10 protein-coding genes and 1 tRNA gene are annotated in these 14240 nt (G+C 66.4%); 9 read left to right on the top strand and 2 right to left on the bottom strand.

What is annotated here, in order from left to right:
• Position 1: 1 nt before the first annotated feature.
• Positions 2–2008, bottom strand: coding sequence for an ABC transporter ATP-binding protein (locus tag ACYQ07_RS04310; protein ID WP_459877858.1), 2007 nt, complete (start codon positions 2006–2008; stop codon positions 2–4).
• Between the two features lie 168 nt (positions 2009–2176).
• Between ACYQ07_RS04310 and ACYQ07_RS04315 the strand changes: the two genes are divergently transcribed.
• The 9 genes from ACYQ07_RS04315 (at position 2177) to ACYQ07_RS04355 (ending at position 12267) form a co-directional block, all read left to right on the top strand.
• Positions 2177–2776 (top strand): SRPBCC family protein, encoded by a 600-nt coding sequence (locus tag ACYQ07_RS04315; protein ID WP_459877861.1) that lies wholly within the window; start codon positions 2177–2179, stop codon positions 2774–2776.
• Between the two features lie 144 nt (positions 2777–2920).
• Positions 2921–2992, top strand: a tRNA-Ala gene (locus ACYQ07_RS04320).
• 276 nt (positions 2993–3268) lie between these two features.
• Positions 3269–6682, top strand: a complete 3414-nt coding sequence (locus ACYQ07_RS04325; RefSeq protein WP_459877864.1) for a type II/IV secretion system ATPase subunit — start codon at positions 3269–3271, stop codon at positions 6680–6682.
• Between the two features lie 27 nt (positions 6683–6709).
• The gene (locus ACYQ07_RS04330; RefSeq protein WP_459877867.1) at positions 6710–8749 is read left to right on the top strand and encodes a type II secretion system F family protein; all 2040 of its coding nucleotides are present in this window, start codon (positions 6710–6712) and stop codon (positions 8747–8749) included.
• 13 nt (positions 8750–8762) lie between these two features.
• Entirely contained in the window at positions 8763–9287 is a 525-nt protein-coding gene (locus ACYQ07_RS04335) for a DUF7287 family protein (protein ID WP_459877870.1), read from the top strand.
• 2 nt (positions 9288–9289) lie between these two features.
• Positions 9290–9946 (top strand): DUF7288 family protein, encoded by a 657-nt coding sequence (locus ACYQ07_RS04340; protein WP_459877873.1) that lies wholly within the window; start codon positions 9290–9292, stop codon positions 9944–9946.
• Positions 9934–10968 carry a DUF7261 family protein gene (locus ACYQ07_RS04345; protein ID WP_459877876.1) on the top strand — a complete coding sequence of 345 codons (1035 nt, stop codon included), beginning with the start codon at positions 9934–9936 and terminating at the stop codon, positions 10966–10968. The genes ACYQ07_RS04340 and ACYQ07_RS04345 overlap by 13 nt, the downstream gene beginning before the upstream one ends.
• Entirely contained in the window at positions 10961–11473 is a 513-nt protein-coding gene (locus ACYQ07_RS04350; protein WP_459877879.1) for a DUF7266 family protein, read from the top strand. The genes ACYQ07_RS04345 and ACYQ07_RS04350 overlap by 8 nt, the downstream gene beginning before the upstream one ends.
• Positions 11470–12267: a DUF7289 family protein gene (locus tag ACYQ07_RS04355; protein ID WP_459877882.1), complete on the top strand. Its 798-nt coding sequence runs from the start codon at positions 11470–11472 to the stop codon at positions 12265–12267. The genes ACYQ07_RS04350 and ACYQ07_RS04355 overlap by 4 nt, the downstream gene beginning before the upstream one ends.
• 12 nt (positions 12268–12279) lie before the next feature.
• Here the strand turns inward: ACYQ07_RS04355 and ACYQ07_RS04360 are convergent, their stop codons facing one another.
• Positions 12280–14142: a DUF7289 family protein gene (locus ACYQ07_RS04360; RefSeq protein WP_459877885.1), complete on the bottom strand. Its 1863-nt coding sequence runs from the start codon at positions 14140–14142 to the stop codon at positions 12280–12282.
• Positions 14143–14240: the final 98 nt, after the last annotated feature.

Below are 14240 nucleotides of genomic sequence, written 5' to 3' on the forward strand. Positions count from 1 at the left end.
GTCAGTCCTCGGTGTACTCGCTTTCGATGCCACCCTCGACCCCACGCTCGATGTGGCGCCGGCGAGCGGCCTCGACGAACTCCTCGGGAAGCTCGTCGATCTCGCCGGCCTGCACGCCCCACAGCTTGGCGTAGAGACCGTCGCGCTCCAGCAGGTCCTCGTGGCTCCCGCGTTCGACGATGGCGCCGTCCTCCAGCACGAGGACGGTATCGGCGTCCTTGATGGTGGAGAGCCGGTGCGCGATGGTGAACGTGGTACGGTCCTCGGAGAGGCGGTCGAGCGAGCGCTGGATCAGCATCTCCGTCTCGGTGTCGACCGCCGAGGTCGCCTCGTCGAGAATTAAGATTGCCGGGTCCTGGAGGACGACGCGGGCGATGGCGACGCGCTGGCGCTGGCCGCCCGACAGCTTCACGCCGTTCTCGCCGATCCGGGTGTCGTACCCCTTCGGGAGCGAGTCGATGAACTCGTGGGCCTCCGCGGCCTTCGCGGCCTCGACGACGCGCTCGCGGAGCTCGCGGTCGCTCACGTCGTGGTCGACGCCGGTGAACCGGCCGTACCGGATGTTCTCGGCGATGGTGCCGTCGAACAGCGTCGTGTCCTGTGAGACGTAGCCGATCGAGGAGCGGAGGCTCTCGACGGTCACGTCGCGAACGTCGTGGCCGTCGACGCGGACCTCGCCGTCGGTCGGCTCGTACAGCCGAAGCAGCAGTTTGAGGAGGGTGGACTTGCCGGCGCCGGTCGGGCCGACGAACGCGACGGTGTCGCCGGGATCCGCGGTGAACGACACGTCGCGGATCACCATCTCGTCGGCGTCGTCGGGGTCCTGAAGCGCGTTCTCGACGTAGCCGAACGACACGTCGTCGTAGACGACCCCCCCGTCGACCCCGCCGTCCACGTCGCCGAGCGCGACGGCGTCCTCGGCATCCGTGATCCGCACCGGAATGTCGCGCAGGCCGAACACGCGTTCGGAGGAGGCTTTGGCGTTCTCGTACTGGTCGACGATGTTCGACACCTCCGCGAGCGGCGCGACGAACTGCTGGGTGAGGAAGATGAACGTGACGAACGTCCCGACCGTGAGCGTGCTCGTGAACGGGCCGGGCGGCCCCTGTGAGAGCCAGTAGCCGCCGACGAGGAACGTCGCGGCGAACGCGAGCCCGGCAAGGAGCTCCATCCCCGGCCGGTAGACGTAGTTGAGCCGAAGGATGTCCATCGTGCGCTCGAAGTAGTTGCGCGAGGCGGTCTCGACGCGGTCGCTCTCGTACGACTCCGTGTTGGAGGTCTTCACGAGCTCGACGCCCGAAAGCGCGTTCTCCAGTACCGTGTTGAGGTCACCGACGATCGCCCGCTGTTCGACGTAGCGTGGCTCCACCGCGCGCATGAACCACAGGGTAAAGAGGACCATCAGCGGAATGGCCGACAGCGTGACCAACGCGAGCTCCCAGTTGTAGTAGAAGAGCACGCCGGCGATGCCGGCCACCATCACGCCGAGCCGGGCGGAGTTCTGCAGCGCGTTGTCGAGGAACACCTCCAGATTCGAGGCGTCGTTGTTGAGCACGGACATCACCTCGCCCGTCTGCTTGTCGTCGAAGAAGGTCATGTCGAGCCGCTGCATCCGGTCGAAGGAGTCGGTCCGGACCGCGTGCATCACCCGATGAGCGAAGTTGTTGGCGGCGATGCCGTAGATGAAGGTGAACACGCCCGTCACGACGAAGGCGCCGACGATCAGCACCACCGACAGCTCGAACTGTGCCGCCGAATCCGTCGGCAGCCACGCGTCGGGGACCACCGGGAAGGTGAACGCGCCCTCCTCCTCGCGGAACACCGAGTCGATGGCGACGCCGAGCACGACGGCGGGCACCAGACTCGCGACCCGTGCGATCACGTTGGCGACCATCCCGACGACCAGCCAGTGGGCCTCGTCGGCCGCATACTCGCGGAAGAGTCTGATCAGCGGCCGCTCCACCCGGTCGCGGTACACCTCGAACGCGTTCGGCTCCTCGGCACCCATTCACCCGGTCGATGACCCCAGGGGCTTTGGGTCCGTTGGCTCCGGCCGAACGTTCCGGATCGGGCGGAACTGCCGGGCGGTGGGGGTGCCGAGCAGGGCCGTTCGCGACCGCCGCCCTCCCCTCTCCCGACGGACACCTTTTAAGCCGCCGCGGCCGAACGTGCCGGCGTGGACGAACTCGTCGTGAGCACGGAGGTGTACGCCGAGCCGGAGGCGGTGTACGCGTTTCTGCTCGATTTTCCGCGGTACGGCCGCTACTCCGAATACCTGCGTACCGTCCGGACGCTTGCGGGCGACGGCGACCCCGGAACGCGCTACGCGCTGGAGTTCGCGTGGTGGAAACTTTCCTACACCGCCCACTCCGAGGTGACCGGCGTCGAGGAACCGGAGCGGATCGACTGGCGGATCACGAAGGACATCGACGCCGCAGGCTGCTGGCGGATCACTCCGCTTGCCGGCGCCGATCGTGACGCGGTCGCCGGCGATCTGGGTGCGGACGACGACGGAGACGCGGAGTTCGAGGGCACCGCGGCCGAGACCGACGACCCCGTCTGTGAGGTCGCCCTGGAGGTCGAATTCGACCCCGGCTCGGCCAGCCCGGACGCCCTCGATCTCCCCCGGCTTGTCTCCTTCGACTGGGTGCTCAAGAAGACGCTACCCCTTATCAAGGACGAGGCAAAACGCGTCGTTCAGAGCGCGGTCGCCGACCTCGAGGGGAGCGAACGCCCCGTCGACCTCAACGTGTACGTCGACTCCGACCGGATCTGAGCGCTCGGGAGCGGGCGCTTGCCGGCGCCCGCCGGCGTGCGCGAGGAGTGGTTCGGAGACCGCACCGTCGTGTGGCGACGTGACGGGGAGGCCACGAGTCGAAGGCCTTAATATACGGACGGAGAAACTGATGAATGCGAACGAGGGCTCGTAGATCAGTGGTAGATCATCCCCCTGGCACGGGGAAGGCCCGGGGTTCAAATCCCCGCGAGTCCATGTTTTTGCGCCGCGAGCAATATCGCGAGCGGCGCGACGCTGCAACGAGTGGGTATTTAAACCCTACCAGTCGCGCGCAGCGAGCGAAACGAGCGAGCACGTCTGGTTTTGGTTCAAATCCCCGCGAGTCCACTTCCTTCCGCTCAGTTCATCCGCTCCAGTCAGTGGACTCGCTTGGTCCTGTGAGCGGAGAGGGATGTCCCCCTTTCCTTCCAATTATCAGGCAGCGAACCGTTGGTGGAAGCCTTTTTGCCGGCTGGGAGAGTTACTCGGACAATGGCTACCGAGGATCCCGAGGACGTTCCTGCGGACTCGCCGGATGATGGCGAGCCGGCGGGCGCCGCGGAGTCGCCGGCGTCCGGCGGCGGCGCAACCGTGGGATCGTACTCCTGGCGGGAGTTTCTCCGGGAACACGGGCACGCGGATGCTGTTGAGGCGCTGTATGCGGAGATCGGCGACCGTGATGTCGTCGACGAAGAGGACGTGGTTCGTCGCGTCGAGGGTTCGGTCGACGACGCGGAACTGGCGCCGACGGAGACGACGCTTGATGCGGATGCGGTCGTCGGGGAGACTCCCGATGAAGACGACGCGGGCGACACTCCCGAGCGTGTCGTCGCCGCCGAGCGTGACGTTTACCGGGCACCGGAGCGCCGGCCGACCGCCGCGGACTGGGACCGGGCGGGACTCGACCCTGCGGACTTTCTCGGGTTCGATCCCGACGATTTGGGCCGTCGGCTGTGGGCCGGCGACCTCGTGGGCGACGAGCTGTTCGAGCGGTGGGAGGCGCGCTACGACCCCTATTCCGTTCCCGTCCTGAAGGACTACTACACGTGGGACGACTACGAGGCGGAGTTCCATCGCGATGAGGACGGCGAGCTCCCGACCACCGAGGACGAGGACGGGAACGAGGTGCCGGTCGAGTTCACCCACGAGGACAAGACGGAGGCGCTGGGCTTCGACCCCGACCGGATCGAGAACGCGCTGGCGTTCGGCGCCGCCGCGGACGACCACCTCGTGGACGTGGTCGACGAGCGCACCGTGGACGTGAACCCCGAGCTCGACGAGGATGCGTTCTTCTCGACGCCGGAGGGTCACACCACGCTGGCGAACCGGTACGACCTCGAAAAGGCCGTGCCGATGGAGAAGAAGCGCCACTTCCGTGAGGAGGAGCGCTACTGGGTGAACGAGCCCTACGCGTTCATCGTCATCTTCCACTCCACGAAGGAGAACGAGAAGAAGTACTACGCCATCCAGCCGTACATGACGGCGATCGACGCCGACCTCCAGGAGTTCCTCACCGGGAAGCTCCGCACGTCGATCAAGTACTCCGACGAGTCGATCGCCGGCGGCGACGAGGAGTTCCGCGCCGGCGTCATCGCCGACGAGACCCACTCGCTGCTCGAACGCTACGACCTGTACGAGCACGATGCTGGCGACGACGGCGGGATCGCCGCCGACCTCGTCGACCGGTTCGAGATCGACCCTGACGACGGTATCGCGGGCCGGATCGCGCAAGCACTCGGCTACGAGCCGCCGACGCCCTCCACCGCGGAGCTCTCCGGCGTCAGCGCCCGTCCGGAGCCCGCCGTGCTCGAAGAGGACCGCGACACGCTCACGGAGTACCAGGTCGAGAAGCTGCTCTACTACCTCAAACGCGACTTCATCGGGTACGAGCGCATCGACCCGATCAAGTACGACATCAACGTGGAGGACATCTCGTGTGACGGCTACAACGCGCCCGTCTTCGTCTACCACTCCGACTACGAGCAGATCATCACGAACGTCTATCATGGCACTGACGAGCTCGACGACTTCGTGGTCAAGCTCGCCCAGCGGTCCGGGAAGGGGATCTCCAAGCGCCGACCGCAGGTCGACGCCACGCTCCCGGACGGCTCCCGTGCCCAGCTCACGCTCGGCAAGGAGGTGTCCGACCACGGGACGAACTACACCATCCGCCAGTTCAAGGACGTCCCCTTCACCCCCGTCGACCTGGTCAACTGGAAGACGTTCTCGCTCGACGAGATGGCGTTCCTCTGGCTCTGTATCGAGAACCACAAGAGCCTGATCTTCGCCGGCGGGACGGCGTCCGGAAAGACCACCTCGCTGAACGCGGTGTCGCTGTTCATCCCCTCGAACGCGAAGATCGTCTCCATCGAGGACACGCGCGAGGTCGAGCTCCCCCAGCGCAACTGGATCGCGTCGGTCACGCGCCCGTCGTTCTCCGACGACGACAAGGGCGACGTGGACGAGTTCGACCTGCTGGAGGCCGCGCTCCGCCAGCGCCCCGACTACATCGTGATGGGCGAGATCCGCGGCGAGGAGGGGCGCACGGCGTTCCAGGTGATGTCGACGGGACACACCACCTACACCACGTTCCACGCCGACAGCGTGGGCGAGGTGCTCAAGCGGTTCACCACGGACCCGATCAACGTCTCGAAGACGATGTTCACCGCCCTCGATTTAGTCTCCATACAGGCGTCGACCCGGGTGCAGGGGAAGAAGGTGCGCCGGAACAAGTCGCTCACCGAGATCAACCACTACGACGCCGAGAACGACGAGATCAACGTCCAGGACGTCTACCAGTGGCAGGCGGAGACCGACGAGTTCCTCCAGATGGGCGACTCGAACACCTTAGAGGAGATCATGTTCGACCGCGGCTGGAACCGGTCGAAGCTCGACGAGGAGCTCCGAAAGCGCCAGCTCGTCTTGGCGTACCTCATCGACCGCGGGCTCAACTCCTACGCGCAGGTGGCGGCGACGTTCCAGGCGTTCATCAACGACCCGGAGACGATCCTCGCGCTGCTGGCGAACGACGGGCTCGAACGGTCCCTGGAGGACCTCCGGGAGATGGAGTCGGTCCTCATCAACGTCGACCCGGAAAAGGAGAAGATGGTGCCGCGGCCCGACCCCGACGAGGAGGGTCGTGAGGAGGCCGAGCGAATCCTCCGTGATTCCGACGACCTGCTGGAGGAGTACCGCGGGTCGGTGCCCGACTCGGTCGCCGACGCGCTCGTCGACGTGCCGCCGGCGGCCGACGTGGAGGCACGCCCGGACGAGCCACACGAAACCCTCGAAGAGACTGCACAGGAGGCGGAAGCGGTTTCGGGTGAGGTCGCCGGGGCTGAACCGGCGGAGTCGGCGGGGTCGGCGGGGTCAGCAGAAGCGGCGGGACCGGCGGAGCCGGAATCGGGTGTCGACGACGGGACGACCGACACACCCGACGGGACGGCCGGCGTCGACGCGGACGAGGCGTCGTCGGGCGGGCCGCCGGGGCTCGACGCCGCAGCGACCGACGAGGCCGACGGCACTGTGCCCTCCGAGGAGGCCGACGGCTCGGGGATCGACTTCGACGAACCGTTCGGGCAGGGAATCGACGTGACGCAGGGGGTCGATGTCGAGGACTCGTCCGCGGAGACGGAGGAGTCGGCCGTCGACCCCGCTGACGTGGACGAACCGGACCCGTTCGTCGATCCGGAGCCGGAGGATGCGGGCGGTGGTGGGGAGGCGGACGGTGGAGACGGTGACGATGAGGCGGGGGGCGCCGAGGACACCGAGGACACCGAGGACACCGAGGACGCCGAGGACGCCGAGGACGCCGACAACGGTGACGCCACGGAGACCGACGCCGACGAAAGCGAGGCACGCATCGACGAGTGGGGCTTCGGCGAAGTCGAGGACGATGACGCGTAGCGCCGCGGTCGTGTGCGGGGTGGAGGCGTGAGCCTCGACACCGGCGTGAAGGGGGACGGCGACGGCGACGTGCTCGCCGAGCTGTTCTACCCGCTGTTCCAGCTGCTGTTCGACCCGGAGGGGGACTTCATCGACGACGTCGAACGGAAACTCGTCGAGGCGCGAATGCCGGACACCGTCGAGATGTACGTCTCGCGCGCGCTGGCGCTCGGCGTGCTCGTCGGGCTCGCGCTGTGGGCGGTGGGGACGTTCATCGGCTGGGGCGTGTTCGCGGTCGGGCTGGTCTCGCCCGAGACGCTCTCGATCGGGATCCCGGCGCCCGATCCGGCGGTCGCCGAGCTGTTGCGGTCGCTCGTCGTCCCCGTTTCCGTGCTGGTCAGCGGACTCGTGTTCGGCTCCCTCGGGTTCGCGCTCGGCTTCGGCGCGTTGCTGGCGATCCCCTACTCGCGGTCGTCGTCCCGCGAACGGGAGATCAACATGCTGCTCGCTGACTCCGTCTCCTTCATGTACGCGCTGTCGGTCGGCGGGCTCAACCAGCTGGAGATCCTGCGGGCGATGGCGGACGCCGAGGACACCTACGGCGAGGTCTCAAAGGAGTTCCAGTCGATCATCAACGAGACGGAGTACTTCGGGACGGACTACCGGAACGCGATCCGCCAGCAGTCGATGGAGACGCCCTCCGACGAGCTCTCACAGTTCCTCGCGGACATGCTCTCCATCGTCAACTCCGGCGGCGACATGGAGCAGTTCCTGAAGGACAAAAAGGAGAAACACCTCAGAACCTCGAAACAGGAACAGGAGATGACTCTGGAGACGCTGGAGCTGTTCGGCGAGATGTACATGACGCTCTCGCTGTTTCCGCTCCTGCTCATCATCATCCTCGTGATCATGGGGATGATGGGCGAGGGAGACGACACGCTGCTGTACGCAACGGTCTACCTGCTGATCCCGCTCGTGGGCGTCGGGTTCCTCGTGTTGGTCTCGACGGTGAAACAGGACGAGCCCGGCGACGGCTACCTCCAGCCGAAAGGCGGAAGCGAACGGCTCAAACAGTCCAGCCAGGAGAGCCTGATCCACCTCGGGCTGATCGAGAGCTTCGTCGGCACGTTCTCGGTGTTCGACCGGATCAAGAACCGCGAAGGGACGTACAAGACGAAGGAGCTCCTCTCCGCGCCCCACCTGTTCTTGAAGGAGAATCCGCTGTACACGCTGGCGCTGACGATCCCCGCCGCGCTCGTCCTTATCGGGGTCGCCGTCGCGGCGGACGTGGCGCCAATGACCTTCGACGAGTGGGTGGCGCGACCGATCTGGTCGACGTTTATCTGGGTGTACCTGCCGGTGTACCTCACGCTGATTCCGCTGGCGTTCTTCCACGAGTGGCACGAGCGTTCCCGCCGGGCCGTCACCGGAAAGCTCTCGGAGAACCTCCGGAAGCTCTCCTCGGCCAACGACACCGGTCAGACCCTGTTGGAGTCGATTCAGACCGTCTCGGACACCTCCTCGGGCAAGCTCGCCGACGAGTTCGACGTGATGTATGCGAAAGTGAACTACGGGATGAGCCTCCGGGACGCGATGGTGGAGTTCAACAACAAGTACGCCGTCCCGCGGCTCGCCCGGACGGTGAAGCTGATCTCGGAGGCCCAGGAGGCGTCCTCGCAGATCACGGACGTGTTGACGACGGCCGCGCAGGCCTCCGAGAACCAGGACGATATCGAGCGCGAACGGGTCTCCCGCACTCGGATGCAGGTGGCGATCATCCTGATGACGTACATCACCCTGCTGGGCGTGATGGCGATCCTCCAGACGCAGTTCATCGACGTGATGGCCGACCTCGTCGAGCAGGGCGACAACGGAAACGGAGCCGGTGACCAGCCCGGCGACATGGACTTCGGCGGCGGCGTCGACCCTGCAGTGCTCTCCATGCTGTTTTTCCACGCGGTCACCATTCAGGCGGTGCTGTCCGGCTTCATCAGCGGCTATATCCGTAGCGCCGACATCATCTCCGGCGTGAAGTTCTCGGTGATCCTGATGACGCTCGCATTGGGGGTGTGGATCTATGTCGGGTGAGCGTGGTGCCGGTGTGCGCCGAGACGCGCCGAGCGGGGACGACCACGCAGCGTCGGCAACCGCGCCCACCGATCGCGGCCAGACCGTCCTCGACTTCGTCGTCGGGATGTCCGTCTTCCTGCTCGCGGTCGGGTTCACGTTCGCGTTCGTTCCCTCGCTGCTTGAGCCGTTCACGGCCGGCGAGGGCGCGAAGATGGTCGTCGCCGAGCGGAGCGCCGCCCATCTCGCAGAGACGTCGCTCGCGGCGGGCTCCACGCCGGCGGTGCTGTCGACCGAGTGCACGCGCGACTTCTTCGATGAGGTGCCGAACGACGACTGCAACTGGGAGCACAGCGCGGCCGACCTGTCCGCCGAACTCGGCGTCGTGGACCATCACGGACTGAACGTGACCGTGGCCAACAGCAGCGGGTCGCACTCGATCGACTCGGTTCCGCTCGTCGCCGGCGACGAGCCGCCGCCAGGCGCAAGCGTCTCGACGGGGAGCCGGATGGTTGATCTTGATGGGGAGACGTACCGCCTGACGGTGCGGGTGTGGTGACGATGTTCGTCGAACATTTCCCCGACCGGGGACAGGCACATACGCTGGAGGCGTTCGTCGCCGCGCTCCTGCTGGTGGCGGGGCTCATCTTCGCGACGCAGGCGACCGCCGTCACGCCGCTGTCGGCGTCGACCTCCAACCAGCACATCGAGAACCAGCAGGCGATCGGCGCCCAGGACGTGCTGACGACGACGAAGGAGCGCGGCGACCTGCAGGCCGCGCTGCTGCTTTGGGACTCCGAGGACGGAGCGTTCTTCCATCCAGAAGAGGGGAGATCGGCGCCGTACACCAGCGTGAGCGACGTGCGGGACTGGGAGGAGCACGGCGTTGACGACCACCCTCTCGACGCCACGCTCACCGAGGCGTTCGACACCCGGCGGGTCGCGTTCAACGTTGACGTGTATTACCCGGATCCGGACCCGGAGGAGGGTATGGACCAAGAGTCGATGTTCGACATGGGCGACCCGAGCGACAACGCGGCGACCGCGAGCACGCGCGTCGCCCTCTACATGGACGACGAGTTCGGACCTGACGGGGACCGCACGCTCGGGGAGGCCATCGAGAACGGGGAAAGCGACTTCTTTGCCGATCCGTCCGGTGAGGGAAGCGACACGCTGTACACGGTCGTGGAGGTGCGCATCACTGCATGGCAGATGTGAGCGTACCGGTCCCCGCACCGTTCGGGGACGGCGACGACGCCGATGATGTCGAGAGTCGCGCCCAGCTGATCCTGATCACGGGGCTGACGCTGGCGGTGCTGTTCGTCGCCGTCGTGCTCCTGCTCAACACCGTCATCTACACGGAGAACCTCGCGACTCGCGGGATCGACGCCGGCGGCGGCGAGGCCGTCGAGTTCCGGGAGGGGACCGTGGAGGAGGTGTCCGCGATCATGCACCGTGAACACCGCAACGAGGACGGACCGGACGGGGTCGCCGCCGACTTCGAGAGGAGCGTCGGCGCGTACGCTGACGCCGTCCGGGACCATCGCATGGGGGACGGCGTCGTCGTGGACGTCGATGCCACGGTCACGGAGGAGGGACACTTCATCGCACAGGACGAGGTCGACGACGACTACCGTGAGCTGGTTGCGCATGAGAATGCGACCGCCGACGAGGACTGGACGCTCGCGAGCAACGCCACTCGGACGCGGAACTTCCAGCTGACGGTCGACTCCGACTCGCTTTCCGACGAGAGCGACGCGTTCTCCGTCGTCGCGGACGGGTCGATCGTCGGGCCCGGGAGCGTCTGGGAGATGTCGCTCTCGGAGGCGTCCGGAGACGCCGTCAACGTCACCGTCAACCGCGACGGCGACGAGCGCACGCGAACCTTCGACCAGCCGGCGGACGAGGACCTCCACGTCGACGTGACGGGCGGAACCGTGAACGGCGAGTCGTGGGATCCGCTCGTGTGGGCGGAGGGCGTCGAGGACGGCAGTGCGGACTACGACCTCGAATACGAGAACGGCGACAACGCGGACGGCACGTATCATCTCGTCGTCGACCAGCGGGACGAGCCGTCACCGACCGAGGCTGACCCGTTCGACGATGAGTACTCGGACCGGTCCTCGCAGCCGTACGTCGTCGACGCGGTGTACAGCGCCGACGTCGACGTCCACCATCGAACACCGGAACTGGAGTACCGCGACACGGTCGAGGTCGCCCCGGGTGAGCGCGATGACTGACCTGAACGCCTTGGTCGCGGGCGACGACCGAGCCGCCCCCCGCGGAGACGAGCGCGCCGTCTCCGTCTCCGTCGGCTACGTCCTCAACCTCGCCGTGGCGACTCTGCTGCTGTCAGGGCTGTTCGTCGCCGGCGGCTCGTTCGTCCAGGGGGAACGGGAGGCCGCCATCGACGGTGAGCTCACCGTCGTCGGCGAGCGCGTCGCCGCCGACCTGATGACGGTTGACCGGTTAGTGGCGAATGCCGAGGAGCGGTCGGAGCTCGTCGTCGAACGACACGTCGATCTCCCACCACGCGTGTCGGGGAGCCAGTATCGGATTGCGGTCGAGTCCGAAGAGGGGGCGACGAACGGGACGGTCCAGCTACAGGACCAGCGAACGGATGCGGTCGTCGAGATCCCGTTTCGGACGGATAAGAAGGTTAACATTCAGGGCGGGACCGTTGACGGCGGCGATCTAACGATCCGGTGGGACGCTGAGGAGGGTGTGGTGGTGGTCGAGTCGTGATCCCGTTCGACCGCACCCGGGCCGGCGACGACCGCGCGGATTCCGGCGGCCGTCCCGGCGACCGCCCCACGGAGTCCCGCGCCGTCAGCGAAACCGTCGGGTTCGTGCTCGTCTTCGGGCTGATCACGACGACGATCGCCGTTACGTTCACGATGGGGCTCGGCGGGCTCGACGCCGCCCAGACCGCCGAGCGCGACAACAACGTCGAGCGGGCGTTCGACGTGCTCCACGACAACTTGCAGGACATCTCCCGGGACGGCGTCCCGAGCCGAGCGACCGAGCTCCGGCTGGCTGGCGGACAGCTCACGTTCGGGGAGCGGCACGATGTCGAGGCGTACTACGGCGATGATGAGGTGGGATCGATTTACACTCGTTCGCTCGCCTACGCAGGCAGTGGCGACACCGAGATTGCCTACGAGAACGGCGCCGTGTTTCGGAGCGACGGAGACGGATCGGTCATGCTCAACGAGCCGGACCTGATCGTGGGCGACACGATCGTGTTCTCCGCGGTCGACGTCGGAATCGGGTCGGCCACGCGCGTCGTCGGCGGCGACCGGACGGTCCTCGTGGTGGCTGAGCGCGGTGACAGGGGGCCGCACGTCGCGAAAGACGAGACAGTAACTGTCACCCACAACGGTACCCAATATCCGGATGCCTGGGAGCGCTACTACGAGGATTTCGACGACGACCGTGTGGTCGATGTCGAACGAGACGGCGACGAGGTGGTCGTGACGTTCGATGTCGACCGCTTCGTCTTTCACGAGACGGGCGTCGATGTCTCACTCAGTGACTGACGGACTGTCGGGCTACTCGTCCTCGACGTGAACCGGGTGCCTCGTTACGTGGAGGTGGTTGACGCGCGATATCGACTCCCGGTCGACGAAGGGGTCGTGCTGTCCGGCCGCCTCGTCGAACCGGACCTCGAGTTCGGCCTCGTTGAGGTCCATGTCGTCGACGACGAGCGCACCGTCGACGCTGGCAGTCCCCTGGATGTCGGCCTCCGCGTTCGGCGCGTAGAGGATCCCGTTGAAGTCGACGCTCCCCTCGTCGCCGTCCATCTCGATCTCCTCGGTCTTGCTGAAGAACCAGAAGTTCCCGGCCGGGCCGGGGGTATTCCCATCTCCGGTGGTCACCCTCACGGGGGAGCCGTCGGTCCCGAACTCGACGTTATCGTCCGCGTCGTGGTACGTCTCCACCGTCGCGCTCTCGGCGACGGAGATCTCCGCCGGGCTCCCGTCGATCTCGATCCCCTCCTGGAAGTACAGGGTCGCCTCACCCTCGCCGACGACCTCGATCTCGGCGATCGATCCATCTCCGTCCATCTCGAAGTCGTCACGGACCATCAGATGAATTTCGTCACCCTCGTTTCCGGTGTCAAGCGTCATCTCAGCCGGGCTATCGTCCGACTCCATGTCCAGGCCTCCCGAGACCTCCACCGCCAGGTCACCGTCGGACGCGAGGTCAAGCGAGCTCTCCTCGATTTCGACGTCGCCGTCGACGTACGTGTCCTCGCTGATAGTCTCACCGTCCGCCTCAAGATCGTCCTCCTCTCTCGTGGCGGTCTCCGAGAGATTCCGGTCGTCGAACTCCGCGATCCGGTCGTCGACGATGCCGTCGATCACCTCGGAGCCGTCGACGGCGGGCTCGTTGAGATCGTCGCCATTATGATTGGCTGTGTGAACATCCCCCTCGACCCAAATCCCGTGCCTCCCGTCGTCCTCCCAGGAAGATGGGTTCGGGGTGCTCTGGCCGCTCGCGTGGAGGTCGCCGTACACCCATATCCGCTCGTCTGAACTTGAGTCGGCGCCGACGTCGCCGTCGAACCAGACGGTCGCGTTGCTGGTGTTGTACTCGTCTTCGGCGGAGTCGTACGTGCTCACGTTCAACTCCTCGACGTCGCTGTTCGAGAGGTCGAATCCGCTCCCGGCGGTGATGGCGCTGATGGAGTCGGTGACGTCGGACGTCGGAGCCTGTGTGGGGAGCTCGACGCGCACGCGGTCGCCGTCGAGTCGCTCGACGTCGGTCTCGGTGCGGTCCTCGAAGAAGTCGCCCCACGCCTCGTGATACTCGCTCTCGACGGTGATCGTCACGTTACCGCCGACGATCGGGTTGTCGACCTCTCCGTTGGGGAACGTGCGCATGGGGTCGCCGGCGTCGGAAATCTGCACCTCGCCGTCGGTCGTCCCGGACTCGGCAACGGTGACGAGCGGGAGGGAGAGCGTCTCACTACGGTAGTGGAACTCGGGTGGTGATACCATGCGGCTGGTCTCGCCGTCGCCGCGCCAGACGCCGCCGCCCTGATAGGTGACGGTCTCCTCGTCGTGTTCGAGGGTTACGGCACCGAGCGGGACGTTCCGGTTCGTTTCGCTGTTCCCGTCGCTGACGCTGATGTTCAGCCAGCCGGCATCCTCGTCGACGCGCACCTCGGTATCACCGTCGCCGTCGGTTACGGTCACCGACTGACTCGTCGATTCGCCGTGGGCCACGAGACTGGCCTTCGAGTCGACCTGCGTCATCGCGCTCTCGGCACGTTCGAGCTCGGCGGTCGACTGGGCGTCGGAAAGCGCAACGGAGCCGATCGCGACCGTCGACCCGACGACCATCACCGTGATGCCGAGAAGCAGCACTACTCCCAGCACCTCGCTTTGGCCGCGGTCGCCGCGAATCATGCCGGAACTGCGGCGGCACGACACTTGAATCTTGAGGCGGCGGTTCGTCGATGCTGTCCGCGCTCGTGGAGGTGTACCAGGACCAGTGCCGGCGAACA

Source organism: Halorubrum gandharaense (assembly GCF_054654575.1).

What these genes read in the sequence shown, in the direction of transcription:
- ACYQ07_RS04310 (WP_459877858.1), bottom strand. Translation starts at nt 2,008, where the DNA reads ATGGGTGCCGAGGAGCCGAACGCGTTCGAGGTGTACCGCGACCGGGTG.
- ACYQ07_RS04325 (WP_459877864.1), top strand. Translation starts at nt 3,269, where the DNA reads ATGGCTACCGAGGATCCCGAGGACGTTCCTGCGGACTCGCCGGATGAT.
- ACYQ07_RS04340 (WP_459877873.1), top strand. Translation starts at nt 9,290, where the DNA reads ATGTTCGTCGAACATTTCCCCGACCGGGGACAGGCACATACGCTGGAG.
- ACYQ07_RS04345 (WP_459877876.1), top strand. Translation starts at nt 9,934, where the DNA reads ATGGCAGATGTGAGCGTACCGGTCCCCGCACCGTTCGGGGACGGCGAC.
- ACYQ07_RS04350 (WP_459877879.1), top strand. Translation starts at nt 10,961, where the DNA reads ATGACTGACCTGAACGCCTTGGTCGCGGGCGACGACCGAGCCGCCCCC.
- ACYQ07_RS04360 (WP_459877885.1), bottom strand. Translation starts at nt 14,142, where the DNA reads ATGATTCGCGGCGACCGCGGCCAAAGCGAGGTGCTGGGAGTAGTGCTG.